Source organism: Pseudomonas sp., from assembly GCF_036387035.1.
Lineage (GTDB): Bacteria > Pseudomonadota > Gammaproteobacteria > Pseudomonadales > Pseudomonadaceae > Aquipseudomonas.
The window spans coordinates 19,998-42,652 of record NZ_DASVUM010000025.1 but is presented as its reverse complement, the minus strand read 5'-3'; the positions used below and the strand labels follow the sequence as shown (position 1 = coordinate 42,652).

Sequence of the window (22,655 nt, the reverse complement as noted above, 5' to 3'; positions counted from 1 at the left end):
TGGCCGACTGCGCCCCCTGCGGGTCAGCCCGCAAGACGCTATTGTCGCAGCGTGATAGTGCGGGGCACCGTTGCAGTGCGCCCGCAGCGTCAGGTAATCAGTCCTGAATACCCAAGCGGTTGTCTCAATGCACCGCCCACGAACGGGGTGCCGGGGTGTGACTGAATTTGGAAATGCCCTTCACCCAGAAACGACGATGGGGCGTCTGGTCCGGCGGCAGCAACGGCTGGCTCGACCACTGGTGATGACGCTTGGCCTCATCGCGGTACGCTTTCCACTCCATGGCCTCGGCGGTGTCCTGTGCGGCGCGTTCGTCATCGAACCACCCCAAAACAGAAACTTCCCCTTGATCGCGGCCATGCTCTACCAGCAGAAAAATGTTTGTGTACATGCTTTTGCCTTTCACTGATCCGGTCCGACCCGACATTCGGGCTCTACGAATAGCGTATCGACAGCGGCGGCGGAAAATTTAGCCCGGGCTTCAACGGTCCGGGTTCGGCAGCGCGACGCGCAACGCCTTCCCGGCTAAAGCCGGTCCCACAGTCAGGTGTTCAGCCCATGAATCACTGCGGCAGTGGCGTGAGAATGTCGGCCTTGTCGTCGAGCAGGATGAACACCAGCAGCTTCGCAGGCTTGGTGGCGCTGGCGTTTCGCGACTCGTAATGTCTGGAGCCGGCGGGCTCGTACCAGGTCTGGCCTGTCTGGTAGGTCATCGCCTTGCCGTCGTTTACCCGCGATATCACTTCGCCTTCCAGCACATAAGCGATCGCACTGCCGCTATGACTGTGGGCGATGGAAGCCTGGCCTGGCAGATAATCAACCGTCAGCACCATGGCTTTTTTACCCGGCGCATTGAGCATCGGGTGCTCTTCCAGCACGGTGACCTTTTCGTGTTCGGCATCGTGGGCGTTAGCGATGCCAGCGGACATCAAGCCAGCAAGGGTGAGCCAGCAGAGCGGGGCGATGAGGGATTTTGAAGGATTCATGAGGGGATCTTCGGGCGGTGATAGGGTGCCCATCACGTTAAGCCCCGGGCCGGCTCGCGGCGACGTCCAATGGCAAAGAAGATGAGGGGGCCAATCACCCTCGGTGCAACACCCTAAACACCCTCTGGCCGACAATGAACCTGAAACGAAAAAAGGGCCGAATCTCTTCGGCCCTTCATCGTGATCCTTGATGTCCCGCGCGGCTGCGCTCAAACAACTCGCCAGTCAGGCGACTTACTTGCTGCCGCTGGAACCGCTTGCGCCACCACTGCCGCCAGTGCCACCGCCGCTGCCGCCCATGCCGCTGCCGTTGGTCATGCCGCCGCCGTCAGCGTCAGGGCGGTTAGTGCCGTTGGTGCTGCCCATGCCTTTGGTGCCCGGAGTCGACGTGCCAGGTGAAGTGCCGTCGTTGTTCTGGCCACGTGTCGAGCTGCTGCTTGCCGGGCCGTTCTTGTCAACCGGATCGGTCGGGCTGGTGGCGCCGGCGAACGCGGAGCCGGTAGCCACGGCCATCAGGCCAGCGAGAGTGAGCGCAGTCAGTTTCGTCTTGATCATGATGTGAATCCCGTTTTTGTCATGGATACCTATTGGTCAACCGCGCCACTCAAAGGGTGCATTCCACCCGACGGACGGTCGCCTTCTCTCAGAAGCGATAGGCGGCCGGGACATGTGCGGCGATGTAGGCCTGGGTATGCTCCAGGAAAGACGTCTGTAATTTCGACGCGGGCCCGGCCACCGGCAACAGCATGCTGAAGTCCATCTCAATGGCCGGCTCGAAGGGCTTGAAGACCACGCCCCTGCCTCGGTAGTTGATCGCGCTGAGGGCATCCACCAGCGCAACGCCCACACCCAGTTCGACAAATTCGCACATCGGCTGCGACAGCTGGGTCTCCACCCGCAGGTCACGCTCGACCCCGAAAGCAGCGAAGATCGTATCGATCTGCTGGCGTGAACCGATGGAGCTGGGGTAAGAGATGAACGGTTCGCCGCGCAAATCCTGCGGCGTGATCAGAGCAGTATTCGCCAGCCGATGCTGCGCCGGCACAGCACAGAGCATGCGCGTCGCCACGAGTTTTTCGGAGCGAGGGCTCGGGTAGGTGTTGGGTAAAACGATGATGCCCAAGTCGCAGCGCTGGCCCACCACCAGGTCGATAACCTCCGAAGACGAGTGCACCACCAGCGACACCTGCACGCCATCGTGTTCAGCCAGAAACGCCGCGATGACCCGGGGCATGAACACCAGGCCCATCGCCGGGGCGCAGGCGATGTGCAGCGACCCGCGCTTGAGGCTGCGAATGTCGTGCGCGGTGCGCGCGATCCGCTCGACGCCCACCAGCGAACGCTGCACTTCCTGATACAGCGTCATGGCCTCGGCGGTGGGCTGCAGGCGGCCCCTGATCCGGTCGAACAGGGCAAAACCGATGTCTTCCTCCAGGCTTGAGATCAGGCGCGTCGCGGCCGGCTGCGAGATGTGCAGCATCTCGGCCGCACGGGTCACGGTCTGGCCGAGAATCACCGCACGAAACGCTTCCAGTTGCCGCAGATTCATTTCGGTACCCATAACAAAAAGACATGACTGATCGAAAATAAAGCATTTTTCAGCCCGACGACAGGCCACTAGGATCCGGTGATCGAATATTCCTGATGCCGGGGCTTCTACTGAATGCCGCAGAATCGCACGACGCAACAGCCTGACACGGTCGTCATCGGCGGTGGCCTGGTGGGTATGTCCATTGCTTATGGCCTGGCCCTGATCGGACGCAGGGTCACGGTGCTGGATGAGGGCGATGACGCGTTCCGCGCCGCGAGAGGCAATTTTGGCCTGCTCTGGGTGCAGGGCAAAGGCTACGGCAATGCCGCGTACGCCCGTTGGACGCGCGAGGCCGTTGCGCTGTGGCCGCAACTGGAAGCGTTGCTGCGTGAAGACACCGGCATCGACGTGCACCTGCGGCAGCCCGGCGGTTTGCAACTGTGCCTGAGCGATGCCGAGATGGCCGACGAGGCCAGCCGCCTCGCCTGGCTGCGTGAGGCCCTGGACGGCGATTATCCCTACCAGTTGCTCGATCCTGCCGAACTCAAGGCACGGGTGCCCGGCATCGGCGCGGACGTCGTCGGCGCCTGCTTCTCGCCCATGGACGGCCACGTCAATCCGCTGAAATTGCTGCGTGCATTGCATGTGGCCTGCCAGAAGCGCGGCGTGACCCTGGTCGGAGGTGTGCAGGTCGACAGCATTGACCCGCGTGCCGGTGGTTTCGAAGTGCGGGCCGGCGATCGCCAGTGGTGCGCCGAGCGATTGGTCCTCGCTGCGGGACTGGGCAATCGCCCCCTTGGCGCGATGCTGGGCATGACGGTGCCCGTGCGCCCCAATCGCGGGCAGATCCTGGTAACCGAGCGCTTGCGGCCGTTTCTCGACTACCCCACCACCTATGTCCGGCAGACGGACGAGGGCACGGTGCAGCTGGGTGATTCGCTGGAAGACGCAGGGTTTGATGACCGCACTCGCAGCGATGTCCTCGCCACTATCGCTGCCCGTGGCGTGCAGTGTTTTCCAGGCCTGGCCGACGTGCGCATGGTCCGTGCGTGGGGCGCGTTGCGGGTGCTCAGCGCGGACGGTTTTCCGATTTATGAAGCGGCCCAGGACAGTCCCGGCGCCTTTGTGGTGAGTTGCCACAGCGGCGTGACCCTCGCGGCCGCGCACGCCTTGCGCCTGGCTCCATGGATCGGCGGGTTGGTCGGTGACGCCGGGATCCAGCCGTTCAATCTCGCCCGTTTTGACGGCATGGATGAGGTGCCTTATGCCCACTGAACCGCTGTTTCGTCGCCTGCAATTGGCAACCCATCACGTGCGCATCACCTTCGAAGGCCGGCCGCTGACGGTACCGGCGGGCATTTCGGTGGCCGCCGCGCTGCTCGCCAACGGCGTGGGTCATACCCGTGAAAGCCCGGTGAACGGCAGGCCCGGCGCGCCTTATTGCATGATGGGCGTGTGCTTCGAATGCCTGGTGCAAGTCAACGGCCGAGCCAACTGCCAAGGTTGCCTGATCGAGGTCGAGGATGGCATGCGCGTGGCGCGCCAATGCGGTGCGCGGGACCTGCCTGCCGTTTCCGTCGCCAGGGGCGCTGGCGATGAGTAACGCTCTGGTGGATTTGATCATCATCGGCGCCGGGCCCGCCGGCATGAGCGCAGCACTGGAGGCGGCGGCCCATGGCCTGGACGTGGTGGTGCTCGACGAGCAAAGCCGGCCGGGCGGGCAGATTTACCGAAACGTCGACCACGCCGACGCGCAGACGCGGCAGGTGCTGGGCAGCGATTACGACAGCGGCCTGCAGCTGGTCCAGGCGTTTCTCGACAGCGATGTGCGCTACTGCGCCAACGTTGCGGTCTGGCAAGTGACGGACGATCGCTGCGTGCATTTTTTACTCGACGGCCAGGCCCGGGTGCTACAGGGCCGTCAGTTGCTGATCGCAACGGGGGCCATCGAACGGCCCATGCCGATTGCGGGCTGGACCTTGCCCGGGGTCATGACCGCAGGCGCCGGGCAGATCCTGCTCAAAAGCGCTGCGATGCTGCCGCGTAATCCTGTGGTGCTGGCTGGCTGCGGACCGCTGCTGTACTTGCTCGCCGTGCAATACCTGCGCGCGGGTGTGGCCATCTCCGCCCTGGTGGACACCAGCGACCGTTACGCGGTGTTCAGCAACCTGAGGCTTTTGCGCGCCGCGCTGCCGGGCTGGCGTGATCTGCTCAAGGGCGTGTCTTTGCTGCTCACTCTCAAGCGCGCTGGTGTGCGGCATTTCCATGCTGCCCGGCAGTTACGGGTGACTGGCGAAGGACGGGCCGAAGGGCTCAGTTTCGAGGCCGACGGCAAGCTGCAGCACATTTCCGCCGCCCTGATTTTGCTGCATCAGGGCGTGGTGCCGAACAGCCACATCACCCGTTCGTTACGTGCCGAGCACCACTGGAGCGAGCAGCAACTGTGCTGGGTGGTGCGTTGTGACGAGTTCGGAGAGAGCACGCTGCCGGGGATTTTCGTCGCCGGTGACGTGGGCGACATTGGCGGCGCCATGGTCGCCCGCAGCCAGGGCCGCATCGCTGCGCTGGCCATCGCTCATCGTTTGCACGCGCTTGATCAGTCGCAGTTCTCGCGGTTGGTCGCGCCCTGGTTGAAGCGCCTGCGCACACAACAGGCCGCACGGCCGCTGATCGACGCGCTTTACCGCCCCGACGCCGAAAACCGCATTCCTGCGGACCAGACCATCGTCTGTCGCTGTGAAGAGGTCAGCGCCGGGGCGATCCGTGGCTACGTCGACGCCGGCTGCCTGGGCCCCAATCAGACCAAGGCATTCGGGCGTTGCGGCATGGGCCCATGCCAGGGCCGGCTGTGCGGCCTGAGCGTGACCGAGATCATCGCCCACCACCGTCGCGTGCCGCCGGAACAGGTCGGCGCATACCGCATTCGTCCACCCCTCAAACCCATCACGCTGGCGCAACTGGCTGCAGAGCGCGAGCTGGATCCAGCCCCTCCCACTCCTCAAAGGACACCTTCATGAGCACGCCCATCCATCGTATTGAACCCAATCCACGCTTGAGCCGCAGCGTTGTACACAACGGCGTCGCCTGGCTGGCCGGCGTCGTCGCTGCCGATTGCAGTCAAGACATCGGCGGCCAGACCCGGCAGGTGCTGCAGCGCATCGATGAGCTGCTGGCCGCCTCGGGCAGCGACAAGACTCGCCTGCTCAGCGTGCAGATCTGGATGAAAGACATGAACGCCGATTTCGCCGTCATGAATGAAACCTGGAGCGCCTGGGTCGATGCGGCGCAGACCCCGGCGCGGGCCACCTGCCAAGTGATGTTCGATGACCCGCAGATCCTGCTGGAGATCATCGTCACCGCGGCGGTTTAAGCCGAGCGCTGGACCTGGTCGTCTGATTATCTGCTTCAAGGGCAGGGCGCCGCCCGCTTTCGCTGCGCAAACGCGGTCAAGAGCGCCCACCCGCTGTTCACATTGCTGCTGCCATAACGGGCTCGATCCTCTTGCGAGGGCGGCCTGATCTGAACAACACCGTCCGGAGCCATGCATGAACATCAAAACCCTCGTCACCCGACTCGCTTTCTCCTCATTGCTGGCCGCCAGCATTCACGCGGTCGCGGCCGATGCAGCGCTAAAGCTGGGCATTGAAGCAGCCTATCCACCGTTTGCCTCCAAAACAGCGGACGGCCAGATTGTCGGCTTCGATTACGACATCGGCAACGCGCTGTGCGCTGAGATGAAGGTGCAATGTGTGTGGAAGGAAAACGAATTCGACGGCCTGATCCCGTCCCTTAAGGTGAAGAAGGTCGACGCGATCATCTCGTCAATGTCTATCACCCCGGAACGCATGAAGTCGGTGGATTTCAGTGATCGGTACTACCGTATTCCGGCGCGCCTGGTGGTGCGCAAGAACAGCGGCATCACCGAGATACCAGGCCAGCTCAAGGGCCTGCGCATTGGCGTACAGCGCGCGACCAACTTCGAGCGTTACGTGACCGACAGATTCGTGACAGCGGGTGCGCAGATGGTCAGCTACGGTTCGCAGAACGAGGTCTTTCTCGACCTGCTTGGCGGGCGTATCGATGCGACGATGGCCAGTTCGGTGGCCATTGATGAGGGGCTGCTGAAGAAGCCCGAGGGCAAGGATTATCAGTTCGTGGGCCCGACCTTCACCGAAGAGCAGTACTTCGGGACCGGCATCGGCGTGGCGGTGCGCAAGGGTGATCCGCTGCGTGAGCGCTTTAACAACGCGCTGGCTGCCATTCGGGCGAACGGCACTTATGAGCAAATCCGCAAAAAATATTTTGATTTCGATATCTACGGAGAGTAAGGCCGGTTCCGCATGCTGACCGTGCCCACGCGCTGCGTGGGCCTGCATGCCGTCACGCGGCGCGTCACCTTGAGTCGTGCTGCGTGGAGTCGCGCTGCGTGTGTGTGCTGTTTCTCCCCCATTTCGCTATTTCGCCCGCAACGCGTACCCCACCGCCAACGTCTGCAAACTGAAATGATCAGAGATGCTCGAGCAGTAGCTTGTCCGCGACAGGAAGGCGCCGGCGCCGTTCAGGTAAGACTCGATGTTCTCCGCGCCTTCGCACAGGTCAACGGTCCGGCCCTTCAGCAGGCCGCTGGCTTGCGCCGAGCGCAGCGCACCGAGTGGCGTCCAGTCGGCGAGGATCAGCGCGCCTTGCGGGGCCGACTGCTCGTAGCTGTGTGCAAATGCCTCGGCCGAACGATCGCGCAGGTACGGCGCCATGAAGTAATGGATATCATCACGGAAGGGCAGCGCTTCCTTGTGGGTCGGCAGCGCGACGATGCCGCTTGCGTAAATGGCGTACACCGCCAGAATCGTCACCGGACCACTGAGCGGCAGGGCGTAAGCAGCCACGGCGGCGTTATGCCGCGCCAGCCACGCCTGCACATGAATGACGCCGATGATGCTCAGCAGCACCGCGCCCGGCAGAAAGAACGTGAAGCGATCAGTGACGTTGTACGACACCGCGAAGATGAAGTTCATCACCGCCGCGCACCATAACAGTCGCAGGCGCCGGCTTTTCGGGAAGATCACCAGCCCCACCAGTTGCGGGCCGAGCAGCGACAGCATCAGCAGCACCACCGAGTTCTTCTCGTGCCACATTTCGTCGAAGCGAAACAGCGAACCCTGCCAGCTTTGCTCGGCGGTTTTGTCCGGAATGCCGATCAGATAGCGATGGCCGATATCAATCAGGCTCAGGCCGTTCTGCAGCTCATGCATGATGCCGGGGATCGCCACCGCAAAACCCAGCACAAAACCCGGAAGGGTCAGCAGCACCCGCGCCCTGTGCTGCCAGACCATCTGTACGTACAGCGGGAACAGCACGATGAACGTCAATTGATGAATAGCGGCGGCCATGCCGGTGAGCACACCGATGACGAACAGAGCTGTCAGCAGGCCCAGTCGCGATTTATCGCGCAAATGCACCATGTACGCCAGGGTGACCAGCAAGGTGTGCAGTACATACACCTCAGCCTTGGTCGAGACCCAGAACACGCAATGGCACAACGCCGCAGCGGCAACCGCCAGCAAAGCCTGCTGTGAGGTCGCACCGACCCCTTTGGCCAACCGGAAGATTGCCCAACCCAACGGAATCAGCAGCACCGAGTTCATGAAGCTCAACATCAGTGGACCGAAGTGGGCGAACAGCGCGGTCGTGACGAACAGGTAAAGTGGATGATCCAGCGGGCCCAGGGTCTCGCTGAAGTAGCGGCCCTGCGAGGCATCGGCAATAAAGACGCCGTTGTCCATCCATTGAATCGGTCCACTGGAGGCCAGAAAACTCCAGACGACGGCCACCACCGCCAGTAACAGAGGAATGCCAAACAACGCGCGATAACGTACTGCTGCCACCATGACTCTTACTCCTGTCCCTGTATGTGTTGCATCAAAAAGCGTTATTGAATCGGTTGAGCCTCGGGCGTCTTTGTCTGGCTGTTGAGCTTCATCAGCATCACCGCGCCAATGGCCACCGCGAACCACAACGTGGCCAGGCGAATCAGTACGGTGGCGGCCACGGCGTCGGCGCTGTTCATGCCTTTCCAGACCAGTAGGGCGACCATCACCGCCTCTGCGCCACCGAGCCCGCCAGGCATGAAACTCACTGCACCGGCGAGCATCGCGAGGGCGTAGACGAACACCGCGAAGGTCAGCGGGATGTCGGCGCCCATCCATTTCAGAATCCAGTCGAATGCCAGCGCTTCTGCGCTCCAGGCCACCACGCTCAGTGCGGTCAGCCCGAGCATCAGGCGCAGGCGGTGGCATTGCTGCGCATGCACCAGCACCTGCAGCAGATGGCGCAACAGCCCGAGCAGCTTGCCGCCACCGACCGGCACCTGTTCGGTGATCCGCTCAAGCAGGCGACGTTGCGACAACACCAGCAGACCCACCGCCACCAGCGCCACGCCGACCACGATCATCGGCCACGCCTGCGGGTACAACGACAGGCCGAACAGGGTCAACAGGACTACGGCAAAGAGGTCCGACAGCCGCTCACTGAAGAACGCCGCGAAGCTCTGCGGGTAGGGCACGCCCCAGCGTTTGAGCAGCACCCCGCGCAGCGCTTCACCGGCCTTGCCGGGCGTGGTGGTCAGGGCAAAGCCGGCCAGGTAAATGTTCAGGCTTGGCCGCCACGGCATCGAGTGGCCGAGCACCTTCAGGTAGGTCTGCCAGCGCACAAAGCGCAGGCCGTAATTGACCGAGGACATGAACAGCGCGATGGCAATGCCGACCAGTCCGACCTCGCCCACGGCGGCACCCACGGCGTGCCAGCCGCCCCACAGCGAAAAGCCCAGATAGCCCAATGCCGAGCCGACCACCGACAGCACCACCGCGCGGTAGCGCCAACCGGACAGAGGCGAATGCTCAGGTGCGGCTTGGCTCATAGGTTCAGCCTCTTGAACACCGGCTGCGGGATGGAACGAATGACCAGCATGATCAGCGCCCAGAAACCCGGCGCGTAGAGCGTTGGCACCTTGTTGGCGATGCCCTTGACGATGCGCTGGGCAACCTGCGCCGGTTGCGCCAGCAAGGCCGCCGGCAATGAAAGACCCTGGGTCATCGGCGTGTCGACAAAGCCCGGCTTGATGGTGGTGACATGCACGCCGACCTTGAACAGTCGCGCCTGCAAGCCTTCGCAGTACGTCGAGACTGCCGCCTTGGCGCTGCCGTAGAGGTAGTTGGAAGGCCGGCCGCGGTCGGCGGCCACCGAAGAAATGATCGCCAAGCTGCCGCAGCGCTGGGTTTCGAACTGCATGGCCAGGACCGTCAACAGCGCGATCACCGAGGTGCAGTTGTTGGCAAATTCCTTCAGCGCCAGATGCACGTCGCGCTCGCAGGCCTTCTGATCGGGCAGGGTGCCGTGGGCGATCAGCGCGATGTCGATCTGGCCCAGGGCCGTCAGGCAACGGCCCATCATCAGCGGGTGTGCCTCAATGTCGTTGGCGTCCATCTCGTGCAACGTGACATTGGTTGCTCCGCGCGCCTTGAGGTCGGCGGCGGTCTGCTGCAGCTTCTCGACGTTGCGCGCCACCAGAAAAAAATCACTGCCCTGGGTGGCCCATAGACGGGCGCAGGCACTGGCGATGGCGGAGGTGGCGCCGATGATCAGGACTCGCTTTGCGGCAGTTTTCATAAGATCACACGGCTCCAGAAACGGGACATCAAAGAGGGATCGCGCAGTGCTTCCAACTGCTCCCACGCGGGGTAGGCCCGACGGAAATCGGCACCACTCATGTGTGCGTCCTTGGCCGGGTATAGCCGGCCGCCGGCTGCGCGGACGATGTCGTCCAGTCGCGGGAACAAGACGTTTTCCAACGCCTCGCTCTGGGCAAAATCCAGCGCCAGCGAGGTGCCTGGCATGGGAAAAGACAGCAGCCCCGGCGAGGCGATGTCGCCACAGCGCTTGAGCACGGCGAGGAATGAACCCTGGCCGGCATCGGCAATGGTGCGCAGCAGTTCGCCCATGGCCGCTTCGGCATTGGCCTCAGGCACCACGCATTGGTATTGCTGGAACCCCCGGCGACCATAAATGCGGTTCCAATGCAGGATCCGGTCGAGGGGGTAAAAGAACGGTTCGTGGGCGCTGCGGCCTTCTTTGCGCTGGCGGGGGTGCACGCGCCAGTACAGGCTGTTGAAGGCGCTGAGGGAGATTCGGTTGATCAGCGACACCGGCGGCGTCAGCGGCACGCTGAGTTTCTTGCGCTGACCGACCTCAAGTGAACCGTAACGGGCGTGATCGCCGACGATGAACACGCCGCGCCCGGTGTCGGCGCCTTTTGCCAGGCAGTCCACCCAGGCGACGCTGTATTCATGGCGCGCATCGAGTTCGGCAGACAGCGCAAAAAACTCCGCCAGGTTGCCGAAACGCACGGTGGTGGTGTCGATCTGGCTGGCCCGGATCGGCATCAACTGAATTTGCGCCCAGCGAATGACGCCGGTCAGGCCGAGGCCGCCAATGCTTGCCGCGAACAGGGCAGGGTGTGCGTCGGGCGTACAGACCACTTCCGGCTCGCCATGGCGCAACAGCCCGAAGCCAAGCACGTGCCGACCAAAGGTGCCACGTACGTGATGGTTCTTGCCGTGAACGTCGTTGGCGATGGCACCGCCGAGGGTCGCGAACTGGGTGCCAGGCGTGACCGGCAGGAACCAGCCCTGCGGGATGGCGGCCGCCAGCACCTCAGCCAGGGTGATGCCAGCCTCGGCTTTTATCACGCCGGTCGTCCAGTCGGCCTCGATCAGCCGGTCCAGCGAGCGCATGTGCAGCACCTGATCGCTGGCGGCCAGGCAACTGTCGCCGTAGCTGCGGCCATTGCCGTAGGGCAGGCTGCTGCGGTAGGCACCAATGACGCGGTCCATTTGCGCAGGGAGTTCGTCAAGCCACCCGCAGGCGTGACCGCGTTGCGGGCGGTGGGGGAAGCGGCCCCAGGAATACAACGGCGTGCTCATGCGGCGATCCAGAACATCATCAGAAACGCTGCGCCGATCATCTGGCTCGTGCGGTCGCGGATGGCGAACACCACCGGGTCCTCGTTCATCTGGCCGCGATGGGTCAGCATCCACACCCGCGTCACCCAGAACAGCAACAACGGGCAGGCCAGCCAGATGATGTGCGGCGTGACATACAACTCGGTGGTTTTCGCGTCCTGGATGTAGAGCGCCAGAACCATCACCGCGAGATACCCCGACGAGGCCCCCAGCGAGGCGATCATGTCCAGATCGGCAGGGTGATAACCACGGCCGCGGGCGAACGTGTTGATGTCCCGGGCGCGGGCATCACGCAGTTCGGCGTAGCGCTTGACCATCGCCAGGCTGAGGAAGATGAACATCGAAAAGGCCAGGATCCAGAACGTCAGCGTCAGGCTGAATGCCGCCACGCCAGCGATGATTCGCGCGGTGTAGAGCATCGCCAGGGCGATCACGTCCCAGGCCATCAGGCGTTTGAGTCTCAGCGAGTACGTCAGGGTCAGGCCGTAGTAAGCGGCCATGACCGCCGAAAACTGCCACGGCAGGAGCAACAGCGCGGTGCCGAAAGCGATCGCCAGCAACGTTGGCACCATCACCAGCCCGGCCTTGATGGACAGGCGGCCACTGGCGAATGGCCGGTTGCATTTGCTCTTGTGATGGCGGTCGTCGCACAGGTCCAGCAGGTCGTTGAGGATGTAGACGCTCGACGCGCACAGGCCGAAGCAGAGGAAGGCGATGACGCCGTCGCGTATCAACTCCCATTGAGCCAGGCGGTGGGACGCCAGCAGGGGCACGAAGATCAGTGCGTTTTTAAGCCACTGATGCAGGCGCAGGGCCTTGCGCCAGTCGCGCAGCCCTGGCGTGTTGCTGCGGATGGTCGGCTCCACCCGGAGTTTCGCCTTTACCTTTGCCTCGACGCCGCGATCGGGATTGACCACATATGCCTGGCGGGACATATCCCATACCGGGAGATCGTCTTTGGAGTTGCCGATGTAATCGAAACCGCCCTCGCCGAAGTGTGCAACCAGCAGGTCGCGCTTGTTGTTTCCGGACAAGTTACGGCTGGCATTGGACGCCAGCACCAAATCAAATAACTGCAGGTGATCGGCGATGCGCTCGGCCAGGCTTACATGGCTCGCCGTCGCCAACACCACCAGGCGCCCGGCGTCTCTCTCGCGCTGGATCAGCTCGATAATCTGCGGATCGTAAGGCAGCACGCTGACGTCTATATCGGTGCCGAGCGCCAGGCCTTCTTTCAACGCGGCTTTGCCTTTAAGCAGCCAGCCCAGCAATTTCAGGGCTTTCAGCGGCTGGCCCCGGATGAACGCCATGGCCGTTTCCATGAGCAGGTCCGATCGCAGCAGCGTGCCGTCAAGATCTACTACCAATGGGAGAGAGGTTTCAAGAAGTCGTCCCTGAATTCTGGCCATAGTGAGTGCTCCGGTGGGGTGACCGGACTATAAACAAAATAAAATTCTGGCAACTTCATATTAATTAAAGGGTCGTGCCGTTCACGTCGGCGCGGTGACGTCAGAATTAAATGTCGCGGATTGACGTTCCGTTTATCGCCCACGGTCCCATTGTTTTACCGCGCGCTGCCGGGGAACTGGCGTCCAACTAATGGCTTTAGATGAGTGACGGTTTAGTGCCGTGTTTAATTCGACGGTGCGGGCTTGTTATTGCGGGGAAAGTTCTGCAACGCCGGCCACCGGCTCAGGTATTGCGGTGCGCTGATTGGGATTTCACAGTGGTAGCGGTCCTGCCAACGGATTACCGCGATTCCACTGGCGGACCGCAGGCCCCAGCTGGACCCGCTTTGCCGGGAAGGCGTCAGCCCTGACACCTCAGAACATCAGCATTGCGCTGGCGTCTTCCCGGCTGACTCGGGTCTTAGTTGTGCGTATGGAAATCCCCTTTCTCCGGCACCAACTCGGTGCCCGGCTCAAAGCCGTCGGGGTCATTGCCTTCGTCGATGGGGTCGACATCGTCTTCCACAGGGTCCGGAACGGTCTCGGGAAACGCTACGGTCTTGGGGTCGGTGTCGGGGTTTTCAGGGCGCGTGCCGCTCATGGTTTTTCTCGAGTCAAAGTTTCACAACCTGGGTGATGACTGTTTGAAAAGCGGGCCCATGCCCCGTTCACCCCATCGGGATGAACGGTCTCCACGCGGTGCTATTGATGGGCGATGTCTTCGAGCGCCAGATTGCGGGTGCGTGGCCCGAATCCGCCGATGGTGATGATCACAATCAACATACTCATCACAATGAAGGTCAGCACCCCCGGCGTGCCGAAGTGGTCCAGAAACAGCCCGATCAACAGGCTGCTGAAGACCGTCGACAGACGGCTGAATGAGTAACAGAACCCCACTGCCCGGGCGCGGATGTTAGTGGGGAACAGCTCACTCTGATACGAGTGATAACTGAAACTCAGCCACGCGTTGCAAAACGTAATCATGACCCCGCAGAAGATCAGTCCCGCCGCCGTGGTCTGCTGCGCGAACAGCGTGCCGAAGATCATCGAGCCCAGGGCAGAGCCGACAATCTGCCACTTGTTCTCGAAACGGTTGGCGAACTTGACGAACAGCAGCGGCCCCAGCGGATAGGCGAGGGTGATGACGAAGGCATACGCCAAGCTGTGGGTCACGCTCACGCCCTGACCGGAAAGCAGCGCAGGGAGCCAGTTGCCGAAGCCGAAAAAGCCGATCGCCTGAAACACATGAAACACAATCAGCATCAGCGCGCGGCGGCGATACGGCGGCTGCCAGATGTCGGCGAAGCGGCCTTTGCCTTCGACGGCCACGTTATGGGTTTCCGGTTCGTCCAGCGCCTTGCCGTGGTCCTTGAGGCAGCGAGCTTCAAGGTCGTCCATGATTTTTTCCGCCTCGCTGAAGCGGCCGTGCTGCGCCAGCCAGCGCGGTGACTCCGGGAGCCGTGAACGCAGCCACCAGATGATCAGCGCAAACACCGCGCTGGCCAATACCACCCAGCGCCAGCCGGCGATCCCGAACGGGTCCTGCGGCACCAGCCACCAGGACATCAGCGCCACCGATGGCACCGACAGGAACTGCACGAAAAAGGCGAAGGCGAAGGCCGAGCTGCGCATGCGCTTGGGCACCAGTTCCGAGAGATACGCGTCGATGGTCACCAGTTCGATGCCCAGGCCGATGCCCACCAGAAAGCGCATGCAGATGATGCCGAGGGCTGACGTCTGAATGCCCATCAACACCGTGGCGACCGTGTACCAGATCAAGGCGAAGGTGAAGATCGCGCGGCGCCCGTACCGGTCGGCGATGGGGCTCAGCAGGCTGGCGCCGAGAAACAGCCCCAGGAAGGTCGCCGAGGCAAACGCCGCCTGATCGGAGAAACCAAAGACACCTTGCGCCCCGGTGGCGAACAGCCCGTCGCGGATCAGGCCGGGACTGATATAGGCGGTCTGAAACAGATCGTAGAGTTCGAAGAAACCGCCAATGGAAAGCAGCGCCACCAGCTTCCAGATAGTGGCGACGGCGGGCAGTCGGTCGATGCGGGCGGAAATCCGCGCAGCGCGTATGGGGTCGATTCCGTCCTGGGTGGGGCGGGCGTGATCAGGGTTATCAGAAGCGGCATGCATTATTGTTTTTCCGGATCAGTGAGACGCAGCATGTTAGTGCCACAGAGATTCAAGACAAAACATTTCTGCGCGTTTAAGCTCCGGGCCTGACCGCCACCACGTTTCGGATTCCCGTGAAGTACAAACTCCCGACCACCGCCACCGCGCCTTTTTGCCCGTCGGCGACCACCGACAGCGTCGCCATTCCTGCCAATGCCTCTTTCCTGCGCAAGCTGATGCTGTTCGTGGGCCCCGGCCTGTTGATCTCCATCGGCTACATGGACCCGGGCAACTGGGCCACCGCCATCGAAGCGGGCTCGCGCTTCGGTTATGCGCTGTTGTTCGTGGTGGTGCTGGCCAGCCTGTCAGGCATGGTGCTGCAGAATCTGTGCTCGCGCCTGGGCATCGCCACCGGTCGCGATCTGGCGCAGCTGTCCGCCGAGCGCTACAGCCACCGGGTCGGCATGGGACAGTGGGTGCTCGCCGAGTTGTCGATCCTGGCCACGGACCTGGCGGAAGTACTGGGTGCGGCGTTGGCGTTTCACTTGCTGCTGGGGGTGTCGATCACCACTGGCGTTGCGCTGACGGCGTTCGACACGGTCATCGTGCTCGCTTTGCAAGGCGCCAACTTCCGGCGCCTCGAAGCCATCGTGCTGGGGCTTATTGCGACCATTGCGACGTGCTTCTTCATCGAACTGGTGCTGATCAAACCGTTTTGGCCGGACGTCGTTGCGGGGCTCAAGCCGTCGTGGGAGATGCTCAGCAATCAGGAACCGCTGTACATCGCCATCGGCATTCTTGGCGCGACCGTGATGCCGCATAACCTGTACTTGCATTCCTCGGTGGTGCAGACCCGGGTCAACGGCACGTCCCTTGAAAGCAAGGCGAGCGCCATTCGCTACGCCCGTGTCGACACCATTGCCTCTCTGAGCCTGGCGCTGGTGATCAACGCGGCCATCCTGATCCTCGCCGCTGCGGCGTTTCACGGCACCGGCCACACCGACATCGTGGAGATCCAGGACGCTTACCACCTGCTCGATCCGCTGGTGGGCGGCGCCGTGGCCAGTGTGCTGTTCGGCATCGCGCTGCTGGCGGCAGGACAGAGCTCGACCTTCACCGGGACCATCGCCGGGCAAGTGGTGCTGGAAGGGTTTCTCAAAGCCAAGATCCCCTGCTGGCAACGACGCCTGGCAACGCGCGGCCTGGCGCTGATCCCGGCGTTTATCGGGGTCATCTGGTTTGGCGATGGGGCGGTGGGCAAGATGCTGGTGCTCAGCCAGGTCGTCCTCAGTCTGCAGTTGCCGTTCGCCTTATGGCCGCTGATCCGCTTCACCAGCGACCCGCAATTGATGGGCCCGTTCGCCAACAGCCGCCTGACCAAAACCCTCGCCTGGGGGCTGTTCGGACTGATCTCGGCAGCGAACCTGACCCTGATGTTCTTCTGGGTGACCTGAGCGCTGCGCTGAAACTGGAGGCGCCAGCTTGCAGGGATCCGATCCCACGAGCGGCCGCTGCACATTTTCGTAGGAGCCGGCTTGCTGGCGAATGCTGTCTGTCGGCCGACATGTTCATAGCTGACCCACCCCGTTCGCCAGCAAGCCGGCTCCTACAGGCTGCGGTGTGGCAGCACCACAGGCGCAATCGGCAGATCCCTCCCGACGTTGCGGTCGTCCGCAGGCGTTCAACTCAGCAGTATTCCTCGCGCCATGCCCGTCGCGGCAATCACCATGATGACCATCAACAGCGCTTCCAGGTGGCTGATCCGTGCGAAACGGCGCGACAGGGCGGTGTTGATGGGCTGGTTCTTTTTGAACGCGATGCGCCATCTGATCAGCGCATACATCGGCACCACTTCCAGTGCCAGCATGGCGATGAAGGCCGCCATTTTCAGATGAAACAGCGGTTGATGCAGGTAGTAATACGAGCCTTTTTCCAGCCCGCCGAACGCCCGAAACGCCCCTGTGATGAGCAAAATCCCTGCTGACACGCCCCAGATATTGTCGACCACGAACACATCGCGGAACGATCGCGGGTCGTCTGTGCGCAAGCGCCTCAATGCCCGTCCCCTCGCCAGCACCGCCGCAATCGCAAAACCGAACGCCAACAGGTGCAACGCAGCCAGTACCCATTTGATGAGCATGTTCAACTCCCCCGAGCGATATACAAAGCAGGCATTACCTGCACAAGCGTAGCGGGTGGCTGGCGTTACGCCTGGACCGATCAGGCGCGGAGAGAAAAATAACGCGTGGGGCCGTCCTCCGTCATTTCTGCGGCTGCTTGCGCTTGCGACGGGAATGAACGACATCGACGTAAAGCGCCGCAAGACCAAACAGCGCTATCACTGAAAGTATCACCAGACCGATTACCGAATTTTCCATCATAAGTCTCCAACAGCATTCAATAAGTCGCCCACAGGCCGAGCGACTATTGATTCCCTTTGCCCGTTTAACTGCAATGAATACGACGCGATCTTTACGCCAACAGCCTCTGGCCTGACGCTTTTTATATAAGGGCCTCTGTGTGGGGATATAAAACAACCGACGCGCGAAGTTTGTCGGCGCCAAAACAACTCATGCCGGCGAACTCTTTATGACTGACGGGCATGTGTTGGCAGTCCATGGCCTGACGCTGCTGACTGTGATCGATATCGGGGTCGTGCAAGTAGACGAAGTCGGCATCGCACCCGGTGACCAGCACCCAGTGCGGTGCCTTGGAGCGGGTCAGCCGGTAGCTGCTGATCAACACCAGCGCCAGACCGTCATCCTGTTGCAGGCGCCACATATTGAGCGGGGCGCTGCCCAGTTGTCGGACCGTGCTGGCCGCCAGTTCGCGGCTGAATTCCTCATGCACCAGGCGCATGACTTCGCGTTTTTCTTCGCTGCGCACACCGGCGAGAAACAACGGCCCGCGCACCGAAATCTGCAGGCCGACCTCAAACCCGCGGCGTAACGCGGCCAGCGCCAGTCCCTGCGGGCTGCATCCGCCGTGGCCGGAAGTCATGAACACGGTGGTCGCCTCCCGCCAGATCTGTAATTCCTCGTGGCGGTGCATGGCGCGCGGCGGCTGCAGGGCTTTCATGGCCATCAGCAGGCACGCCGGACCGCAGCTGAAGTCCAGCGTTTGCGGGTAGTAGGGCACCTGGCGGGCGGCGCCGGTGGTCTGTTCGCGGATGCGTTTTTCGTAGCGCAGCGCCGGGGCGTGGTCGGCGTAATAGTCGTCGATGCGGTCAAACAGGTGGTAGCCGTTGCGCTCGTACAGCCGGACAGCGGCTGCGTTGTCCGGGCGCACTTCCAGGCGCAGATAGGCGCACTCACGCGTCAGCGCATGCTGTTCGGCCTGCGCTAACAGCTGCTGGCCCAGGCCCTGGCCGCGGGCATCGTCGCTGATCGCCAGCGAGTACAGCCGGCCCAGCGACGTGCCTTGATGAAACAGCACCAGCGCGTAACCGGCCAGGCGTTGGTCGGGGCGCGTGCGCAATGCCACGATCAATCGCGCATTGGCCCTCGTCACCATCCAGTGAAAGCTGCGCGCATTCAGGCGGTCGGATTCAAAGCACTGGTTTTCCAGCGCCAGCAGTTCATCCACGTCGGCAGGCTGGGCGAGGCGATATATAAAGTTCATGTCGGCGACCGTAAAGAGTGAGTAACGAAACGGGACATTTCTACAAAGCCATGTTTTATAGAAAGGACTGTTTCCCGAAGGATCAACTCATGAATGCGGTGCCGGTGAAGACCGACGAAGTATCAGCACACTCTCAGCGTTCGGCAACACTAAATGTCGATTTGCTGAAAGCTGTTTCAACCCGAAGCCAATTAATGATTGTCGTAGAGCGGCTGGAAGACTGGTCGTCTTATTTGCCCAGCGAACACTTGATCAGCGCCCAGGCGTATCTGGAAAACCCGCCTCAGGACAACCCCGCCCGGCGAGTGCAAGTGATCAACCTGTGCCGCAGCTATCGCTACCTGGGCCACGGTTATTACTGCTCGCTGCTGGCCGAGGCGCGCGGACACCACGTGATTCCGTCCGTGAAGACCATCAGCGAACTGACCCGCAAATCCCTTTATGGGCTTGCGCTGGATGACCTCGACAAGCGCCTCGAACACGCGCTGCGTGATCATCCGTACGACGAGACCGAAGGCTTCACCCTGAGCCTGTATTTCGGTCAGACCGATCTGGCGCCGTTGCAGGATCTCGCCCGCCAGCTGTTCGAGGCCTTTCCGGCGCCAATCCTGCTGGTGGAATTTCGCAAGCGTGACAGCTGGCATATCGTTGGCATCAAGACCGGCGCTTTGACCCGCCTGCGCGAGCACCAGCAGGACCAGTTCGCCCTGTCTCTGGACCATTTCAGCCGCAAGATCTGGCGGCAGCCGCGCTCGCGCCGCACCTACCGCTACGACATGGCGATTCTGCACGACCCACAGGAAGCGTTGCCGCCGTCGAACCGCGCGGCGCTGGACCATTTCATTCGCGTTGGCCAGGAACTGGGCGTGGACGTCGAGCTGATCGAGAAGAAGGATTACGCGCGCCTGGCCGAATACGACGCGCTGCTTATCCGCGAAACCACCAGCGTCGACAACCACACCTACCGCTTCGCCAAGAAAGCCGAGAGCGAAGGGCTGGTGGTGATGGATGACCCGGCGTCGATCCTGCGCTGCACCAACAAGGTCTACCTGACCGACCTGCTCAAGAGCCACAAGCTGGGCATGCCGGCGACGGAAATCCTCTACAAGGAGCGACCGGACGATCTCGCGGAGGTGGCGGCCAGACTGGGCTTCCCGCTGGTGCTGAAAATTCCGGACGGCTGCTTTTCGAAGGGCGTGATCAAAGTGCAGGACGCGCAGCAGCTGGAGGAAGCGGCGCGCGAGCTGTTCGAGCATTCGGTGCTGTTGCTGGCTCAGGAATACCTCTACACCGAATACGACTGGCGCATCGGTGTGCTCAACCGCAAACCGGTGTTTGCCTGCCAGTACTTCATGTCCAAGGGGCACTGGCAGATCTACAACCACAAGGCCATCGACGCGGAAATCAACGGCGAGTGCCGGACCCTGGCGGTTCACGATGCGCCACGGGCGGTGGTCGATCTGGCCGTGAAGACGGCAAACCTGATCGGCGACGGTCTGTATGGCGTCGACTTGAAGCAGTCGGGCGATCGCGTGGTGGTCATCGAAGTCAACGACAACCCCAACCTTGATGCCGGCATCGAAGACGCGTGGCTGCAGGACGACTTGTACGCGTTGATACTGGAGGAGTTCATTCGCCGCCTCGACATCAAACGCCGCGGTCTGGCAGGCTAGGGCGGTGATTAGCACCCACCGCCTGGAGGCGGGCAGGTTGCGCGACTGCGCCGACGCCGATGCAAGTGTGTTCTGGTTCAATGACCCGGACGCAGCGGAGAAGGCGCTGCTGCGCGAGCGCTTCAAGCTGGACGACCACGCGCTGGCCTCGGCGCTGGACCCGGACGAGGTGTCGCGTGTCGAGTTTCACCCGGATGCGTTGTTCATGATCTGGAAGCGGCCCGAAAACTATTCGGGCAAGGACACCTTTTCCTTCGACGTCTCGTCGTTCGGGCTGTTGCTCACTCAACAACATCTGGTGCTGATTTGCGCCGACGACAAGCCGTTCAGCGGGCTGGGGCAGCACCGGTCGATGCATACGCCGCTGGACGTGTTGCTGGAAGTGCTGTTCCACAATATCCATCACTACCTGGGCCATCTGAAGGTGATCAAGATGATCGCCCGGGAACTGCAACAACAGTTCAATGCGTCGATGGACAGCCGTCATCTGGTGCAGATGTTCAACCTCAGCGAAAGCCTGGTCTATTACGTCAACGCCATCGACAGCAACGGATCGGTGCTGACTCGCCTGCGCAATCACGCCATCAAGCACCCGTTTTCCGACGACAGCCTGGGGCTGATCGAAGACATGATCATCGAGAACGAGCAGTGCCATAAACAGGCGAACATTTACTCCACGGTGTTCGCCAGCCTCATGGACGCGCGGGGCAATCTGGTCAATAACAACACCAATAACCTGCTGCGCAAGCTGACCTTGATCAACGTGGTGTTCTTGCCGCTGAACCTGTTGGCGGGGATTGGCGGGATGTCGGAATACAGCATGATGACCGCGCCCGTTGCGTGGTGGATCAGCTACCCGGCGCTGCTGGTGGGCATGGCCGGGCTGGGCGTCGGGATGGTGGTGATGCTCAAGCGTCTGGCGCGGGCGAGCCACTGAGCGAGGGCGTGTTTACCCATGGTCCGGCAGTGCGCCGGTGCCTGACAGATCAGTGCGGCACCGGCCCCACGAAGGGGCGCGGCTTGAGGGCTTAATCCGACGCCTGCAATCCCTTCTGCTTCATCACCAGGTTCTTGTCCTTTTTGTACTGCAGCGCCACTTCCGGCGCCGGCCCGCTTTTGCCGGTTTCCATCCACAACCGCATGCGGCTGGCGTCCGCGAAGTGGGTGTATTTGCCGAAAGCATCGAGAATCACCACTGACACCGGGCGGTTGGCCATGCTGGTCAGCAGCACCAGACAGTGGCCGGCCTGATTGGTAAAGCCGGTCTTGGTCAGCTTGATGTCCCAGTTCGATTTACGCACCAGATGGTCGGTGTTGCTGAAACCCAGAATGTAGGTCGGCTTGCGGAAGGTGACGGTCTTTTCCGGCGTCGTGCTCAGCTCGCGCAGCATCGGGTAGTTGCGGGCGGCGAGGGCCAGCTTGGTCAGGTCACGTGCGGTGGAGACGTTGTACACCGACAACCCGGTGGGCTCCATGTACACGGTATGGCTCATGCCCAGCGCTTTGGCCTTAGCGTTCATCGCCCGGATAAACGCCGGGTAACCGCCCGGGTAGCTGTGCGCCAGACTCGCCGCGGCGCGGTTTTCCGAGGACATCAAGGTGATCAGCATCATGTCGTGGCGGTTCAGCTCACTGCCCAGTTTGACCCGGGAGAACACACCTTTCATTTCGGCGGTCTGCGAGATATCGACCTTGATCATCTCGTCCATTGGCAGCTTGGCATCAAGGGTGACCATTGCGGTCATCAGCTTGGTCACCGAGGCGATGGGTACGACGATATCGGGATTGCTTGAGTACAACACCTGACCCGTTTGCAGATCGGTAATCATCGCGCTGCCGGAAGCCAGGTGCAGATTCGCCGGGTCGCGATTGAACGCTGCTGTTTCGTTGGCCAGTGCGACGGTGGAAAGTGCGCAGCCTGTAAGTGCAAATAATAGGCCGATAAGCGTTGGGCGAATTTTCAAGAGCAGAGCTCACTTAAAGATGGAAATAGCGTGGAACGTCGGACTTTCTTCAAGCCCGACAACAAGTTCGGCGCATTTTAGGAGCAAGTTTCTGAAGTTGTCGATGGGGCGGCGCAGGGTTTCTCCAATAAAGGGCAACTGTAAGGCTTAGGTTCAGGTAGCGGATCCAAAAAGCCTGTATTTAAAAGGGTCGACCACCGTCTTCATGCACGTCTGGCGAGCGTCACACGCCCACGACCCGCTGGCAAAAAAAAGCCCGCGTCATTCAAGAGGCGGGCTAAAGGGGTGTGCGGAGCAACG

General features: G+C 61.9%; 22 protein-coding genes. 8 read left to right on the top strand and 14 right to left on the bottom strand.

The window, feature by feature from the left end:
* Positions 1 to 124: 124 nt before the first annotated feature.
* The 4 genes from VF672_RS02365 to VF672_RS02350 all read right to left on the bottom strand — a co-directional run bounded on the left by VF672_RS02365 (position 125) and on the right by VF672_RS02350 (position 2,535).
* A complete protein-coding gene (locus tag VF672_RS02365; RefSeq protein WP_331101056.1) occupies positions 125 to 391 on the bottom strand; it encodes a hypothetical protein in 267 nt (88 codons plus the stop codon).
* A gap of 172 nt (positions 392 to 563) precedes the next feature.
* Positions 564 to 986, bottom strand: a complete 423-nt coding sequence (locus VF672_RS02360) for a cupin domain-containing protein (RefSeq protein WP_331101054.1) — start codon at positions 984 to 986, stop codon at positions 564 to 566.
* A gap of 234 nt (positions 987 to 1,220) precedes the next feature.
* Positions 1,221 to 1,541, bottom strand: coding sequence for a hypothetical protein (locus VF672_RS02355; RefSeq protein ID WP_331101052.1), 321 nt, complete (start codon positions 1,539 to 1,541; stop codon positions 1,221 to 1,223).
* 88 nt (positions 1,542 to 1,629) lie between these two features.
* Positions 1,630 to 2,535: a LysR substrate-binding domain-containing protein gene (locus VF672_RS02350; protein ID WP_331101050.1), complete on the bottom strand. Its 906-nt coding sequence runs from the start codon at positions 2,533 to 2,535 to the stop codon at positions 1,630 to 1,632.
* A 114-nt stretch (positions 2,536 to 2,649) separates the two neighbouring features.
* Here VF672_RS02350 and VF672_RS02345 point away from each other — a divergent pair, with 114 nt between their 5' ends.
* The 5 genes from VF672_RS02345 (at position 2,650) to VF672_RS02325 (ending at position 6,845) form a co-directional block, all read left to right on the top strand.
* Complete coding sequence (locus VF672_RS02345; protein WP_331101048.1) at positions 2,650 to 3,792, top strand: FAD-dependent oxidoreductase; 1,143 nt, start codon at positions 2,650 to 2,652, stop codon at positions 3,790 to 3,792.
* Positions 3,782 to 4,120, top strand: a complete 339-nt coding sequence (locus VF672_RS02340; RefSeq protein ID WP_331101047.1) for a (2Fe-2S)-binding protein — start codon at positions 3,782 to 3,784, stop codon at positions 4,118 to 4,120. The genes VF672_RS02345 and VF672_RS02340 overlap by 11 nt, the downstream gene beginning before the upstream one ends.
* The gene (locus tag VF672_RS02335; RefSeq protein WP_331101045.1) at positions 4,113 to 5,534 is read left to right on the top strand and encodes an NAD(P)/FAD-dependent oxidoreductase; all 1,422 of its coding nucleotides are present in this window, start codon (positions 4,113 to 4,115) and stop codon (positions 5,532 to 5,534) included. The genes VF672_RS02340 and VF672_RS02335 overlap by 8 nt, the downstream gene beginning before the upstream one ends.
* Positions 5,531 to 5,887: a RidA family protein gene (locus VF672_RS02330; protein ID WP_331101042.1), complete on the top strand. Its 357-nt coding sequence runs from the start codon at positions 5,531 to 5,533 to the stop codon at positions 5,885 to 5,887. The genes VF672_RS02335 and VF672_RS02330 overlap by 4 nt, the downstream gene beginning before the upstream one ends.
* A 175-nt stretch (positions 5,888 to 6,062) precedes the next feature.
* Positions 6,063 to 6,845 carry an ABC transporter substrate-binding protein gene (locus VF672_RS02325; protein WP_331101040.1) on the top strand — a complete coding sequence of 261 codons (783 nt, stop codon included), beginning with the start codon at positions 6,063 to 6,065 and terminating at the stop codon, positions 6,843 to 6,845.
* A gap of 126 nt (positions 6,846 to 6,971) precedes the next feature.
* On the opposite strand, the gene VF672_RS02320 is transcribed toward VF672_RS02325, so the two are convergent.
* The 7 genes from VF672_RS02320 to VF672_RS02290 form a co-directional block, all read right to left on the bottom strand.
* Positions 6,972 to 8,402, bottom strand: a complete 1,431-nt coding sequence (locus VF672_RS02320; protein ID WP_331101038.1) for a DUF2723 domain-containing protein — start codon at positions 8,400 to 8,402, stop codon at positions 6,972 to 6,974.
* 41 nt (positions 8,403 to 8,443) lie between these two features.
* Positions 8,444 to 9,430, bottom strand: coding sequence for a lysylphosphatidylglycerol synthase transmembrane domain-containing protein (locus tag VF672_RS02315; RefSeq protein WP_331101036.1), 987 nt, complete (start codon positions 9,428 to 9,430; stop codon positions 8,444 to 8,446).
* Positions 9,427 to 10,179, bottom strand: a complete 753-nt coding sequence (locus VF672_RS02310; RefSeq protein ID WP_331101035.1) for an SDR family oxidoreductase — start codon at positions 10,177 to 10,179, stop codon at positions 9,427 to 9,429. The genes VF672_RS02315 and VF672_RS02310 overlap by 4 nt, the downstream gene beginning before the upstream one ends.
* The gene (locus VF672_RS02305) at positions 10,176 to 11,492 is read right to left on the bottom strand and encodes an FAD-binding oxidoreductase (RefSeq protein ID WP_331101033.1); all 1,317 of its coding nucleotides are present in this window, start codon (positions 11,490 to 11,492) and stop codon (positions 10,176 to 10,178) included. Before VF672_RS02305 ends, VF672_RS02310 begins: the two co-directional genes overlap by 4 nt.
* Entirely contained in the window at positions 11,489 to 12,940 is a 1,452-nt protein-coding gene (locus VF672_RS02300) for a UbiA family prenyltransferase (RefSeq protein ID WP_331101031.1), read from the bottom strand. Before VF672_RS02300 ends, VF672_RS02305 begins: the two co-directional genes overlap by 4 nt.
* Positions 12,941 to 13,400: 460 nt before the next feature.
* Positions 13,401 to 13,580 carry a hypothetical protein gene (locus VF672_RS02295; protein ID WP_331101029.1) on the bottom strand — a complete coding sequence of 60 codons (180 nt, stop codon included), beginning with the start codon at positions 13,578 to 13,580 and terminating at the stop codon, positions 13,401 to 13,403.
* A gap of 101 nt (positions 13,581 to 13,681) precedes the next feature.
* A complete protein-coding gene (locus VF672_RS02290; RefSeq protein ID WP_331101027.1) occupies positions 13,682 to 15,118 on the bottom strand; it encodes an MFS transporter in 1,437 nt (478 codons plus the stop codon).
* Between the two features lie 113 nt (positions 15,119 to 15,231).
* Here VF672_RS02290 and VF672_RS02285 point away from each other — a divergent pair, with 113 nt between their 5' ends.
* On the top strand, positions 15,232 to 16,551 hold the full coding sequence (locus VF672_RS02285; protein ID WP_331101025.1) for an Nramp family divalent metal transporter: 1,320 nt from the start codon (positions 15,232 to 15,234) through the stop codon (positions 16,549 to 16,551).
* 227 nt (positions 16,552 to 16,778) lie between these two features.
* Here the strand turns inward: VF672_RS02285 and VF672_RS02280 are convergent, their stop codons facing one another.
* A complete protein-coding gene (locus tag VF672_RS02280) occupies positions 16,779 to 17,237 on the bottom strand; it encodes a DUF2214 family protein (RefSeq protein WP_331101022.1) in 459 nt (152 codons plus the stop codon).
* Positions 17,238 to 17,599: 362 nt separating this feature from the next.
* Entirely contained in the window at positions 17,600 to 18,718 is a 1,119-nt protein-coding gene (locus VF672_RS02275; protein ID WP_331101020.1) for a GNAT family N-acetyltransferase/peptidase C39 family protein, read from the bottom strand.
* 89 nt (positions 18,719 to 18,807) lie between these two features.
* Here VF672_RS02275 and VF672_RS02270 point away from each other — a divergent pair, with 89 nt between their 5' ends.
* Together VF672_RS02270 and VF672_RS02265 are read left to right on the top strand one after the other, a co-directional pair.
* Positions 18,808 to 20,391, top strand: coding sequence for a RimK family protein (locus VF672_RS02270; protein ID WP_331101017.1), 1,584 nt, complete (start codon positions 18,808 to 18,810; stop codon positions 20,389 to 20,391).
* Between the two features lie 4 nt (positions 20,392 to 20,395).
* A complete protein-coding gene (locus VF672_RS02265) occupies positions 20,396 to 21,328 on the top strand; it encodes a magnesium transporter CorA family protein (RefSeq protein ID WP_331101015.1) in 933 nt (310 codons plus the stop codon).
* Between the two features lie 91 nt (positions 21,329 to 21,419).
* Here VF672_RS02265 and pbpG read toward each other — a convergent pair whose 3' ends face one another.
* Positions 21,420 to 22,355, bottom strand: coding sequence for a D-alanyl-D-alanine endopeptidase (gene pbpG, locus VF672_RS02260; RefSeq protein ID WP_414705559.1), 936 nt, complete (start codon positions 22,353 to 22,355; stop codon positions 21,420 to 21,422).
* Between the last annotated feature and the right edge of the window lie 300 nt (positions 22,356 to 22,655).

Excerpts from the sequence above, each read along its gene's own strand:
- VF672_RS02365 (WP_331101056.1), bottom strand. The coding sequence starts at position 391 with ATGTACACAAACATTTTTCTGCTGGTAGAGCATGGCCGCGATCAAGGG.
- VF672_RS02360 (WP_331101054.1), bottom strand. The coding sequence starts at position 986 with ATGAATCCTTCAAAATCCCTCATCGCCCCGCTCTGCTGGCTCACCCTT.
- VF672_RS02355 (WP_331101052.1), bottom strand. The coding sequence starts at position 1,541 with ATGATCAAGACGAAACTGACTGCGCTCACTCTCGCTGGCCTGATGGCC.
- VF672_RS02350 (WP_331101050.1), bottom strand. The coding sequence starts at position 2,535 with ATGAATCTGCGGCAACTGGAAGCGTTTCGTGCGGTGATTCTCGGCCAG.
- VF672_RS02345 (WP_331101048.1), top strand. The coding sequence starts at position 2,650 with ATGCCGCAGAATCGCACGACGCAACAGCCTGACACGGTCGTCATCGGC.
- VF672_RS02340 (WP_331101047.1), top strand. The coding sequence starts at position 3,782 with ATGCCCACTGAACCGCTGTTTCGTCGCCTGCAATTGGCAACCCATCAC.
- VF672_RS02335 (WP_331101045.1), top strand. The coding sequence starts at position 4,113 with ATGAGTAACGCTCTGGTGGATTTGATCATCATCGGCGCCGGGCCCGCC.
- VF672_RS02330 (WP_331101042.1), top strand. The coding sequence starts at position 5,531 with ATGAGCACGCCCATCCATCGTATTGAACCCAATCCACGCTTGAGCCGC.
- VF672_RS02325 (WP_331101040.1), top strand. The coding sequence starts at position 6,063 with ATGAACATCAAAACCCTCGTCACCCGACTCGCTTTCTCCTCATTGCTG.
- VF672_RS02320 (WP_331101038.1), bottom strand. The coding sequence starts at position 8,402 with ATGGTGGCAGCAGTACGTTATCGCGCGTTGTTTGGCATTCCTCTGTTA.
- VF672_RS02315 (WP_331101036.1), bottom strand. The coding sequence starts at position 9,430 with ATGAGCCAAGCCGCACCTGAGCATTCGCCTCTGTCCGGTTGGCGCTAC.
- VF672_RS02310 (WP_331101035.1), bottom strand. The coding sequence starts at position 10,179 with ATGAAAACTGCCGCAAAGCGAGTCCTGATCATCGGCGCCACCTCCGCC.
- VF672_RS02305 (WP_331101033.1), bottom strand. The coding sequence starts at position 11,492 with ATGAGCACGCCGTTGTATTCCTGGGGCCGCTTCCCCCACCGCCCGCAA.
- VF672_RS02300 (WP_331101031.1), bottom strand. The coding sequence starts at position 12,940 with ATGGCCAGAATTCAGGGACGACTTCTTGAAACCTCTCTCCCATTGGTA.
- VF672_RS02295 (WP_331101029.1), bottom strand. The coding sequence starts at position 13,580 with ATGAGCGGCACGCGCCCTGAAAACCCCGACACCGACCCCAAGACCGTA.
- VF672_RS02290 (WP_331101027.1), bottom strand. The coding sequence starts at position 15,118 with ATGCATGCCGCTTCTGATAACCCTGATCACGCCCGCCCCACCCAGGAC.
- VF672_RS02280 (WP_331101022.1), bottom strand. The coding sequence starts at position 17,237 with ATGCTCATCAAATGGGTACTGGCTGCGTTGCACCTGTTGGCGTTCGGT.
- VF672_RS02275 (WP_331101020.1), bottom strand. The coding sequence starts at position 18,718 with ATGAACTTTATATATCGCCTCGCCCAGCCTGCCGACGTGGATGAACTG.
- VF672_RS02270 (WP_331101017.1), top strand. The coding sequence starts at position 18,808 with ATGAATGCGGTGCCGGTGAAGACCGACGAAGTATCAGCACACTCTCAG.